Raw genomic sequence first — 1,037 nt, 5'->3', positions numbered from 1 at the left:
ACGATTAGTCAAATATGGCGTCGTTGAACCTCAAGCTGATTTGATCAACAACGCCTTACATAACTGCTCTGAGTCATGCCTCTTACAGCTTTCGTGTTTTGCATGCCATCCACATTCGTTAGACTTTTGTCAGAATAAATTGCTCGTATATCTCCATCGACTCGGCCTGAAAACGTGACATCATCAGCACTAATAGAAGCAATCGCTGAGGTTGCAAAAAATAAAAACGAACATAAAACGACCTTAATATTGACAAACGACTTCATAAACACCTCAAATGTAATTGGTTACATATGAGAGTTTAGCTTATTCGCAGGAAAAAAGAAGTCTAATGCCTACCAGCCACTCTTGCATCCGTGATGTTAGATTTGTAAACATTAATTTGTTCAGAAAAGTCCATTCATAACGATCATGATGTAGCATGGATACGGCCATATCAATTCACCAGACTTATGCATATTATGCACTGGTTAGCGATTTGATGGCAGTTAAACCTTAGGGAGAGACCGAAGAGTAAAATGCTAATACATATCTTGCAAGTCTTCATAGTAGTTTAATGGTTTTACATTAAGAGAATTAAATTTTATCTAACTTCGTAATATTTAATACCTGAACCTAAGATCTGGTATGTAAACCATGATTCTTGGCAACACTTGATTATTCACATCAACGTAAGCTATGTAAGATCATAGATGAATAGTTAGACAGATTTAATCGAGTGCAAAAAAAAGCATCACCATACCTTATAAGAAATAGGTCTAGTAATACTTTAATATTGATCAGGTTACCGGTAAGAGCTTATTCTAATACTTGGCCAGGAATGATCAAATCAGGATTTTCAATATCATTACTCTCAATGATCTCTTCTAAATCGAAGCCGAACTTTCTACGTAGTTCATATAACCAATCACCTTCTTGTACGACATAAGGTAATGTCGGCTTAACAGCAACTTCGGATATACTGTTAGACATAGTATCGAAGTCACATAGACAGAACCTTAAGCACTAAGCTCAGCGTAAATTCCGTCTAACGTAAT

The 1,037-nt window shown here is 36.1% G+C and carries 1 protein-coding gene; it reads right to left on the bottom strand.

Going from position 1 to position 1,037, the window contains the following annotated elements; all coding sequences use genetic code 11:
- Nucleotides 1-798: 798 nt before the first annotated feature.
- On the bottom strand, nt 799-972 hold the full coding sequence (locus ACED46_RS21950; protein ID WP_371722458.1) for a LysM domain-containing protein: 174 nt from the start codon (nt 970-972) through the stop codon (nt 799-801).
- Nucleotides 973-1,037 lie beyond the last annotated feature (65 nt).

The organism is Vibrio sp. 1S139 (genome assembly GCF_041439475.1).
Classification (GTDB): Bacteria; Pseudomonadota; Gammaproteobacteria; order Enterobacterales; family Vibrionaceae; genus Vibrio; species Vibrio crassostreae_C.
The sequence above is the reverse complement of the archived record's forward strand: the minus strand, read 5'-3'. Positions and strand labels throughout refer to the sequence as shown.

Excerpts from the sequence above, each read along its gene's own strand:
- ACED46_RS21950 (WP_371722458.1), bottom strand. The coding sequence starts at position 972 with ATGTCTAACAGTATATCCGAAGTTGCTGTTAAGCCGACATTACCTTAT.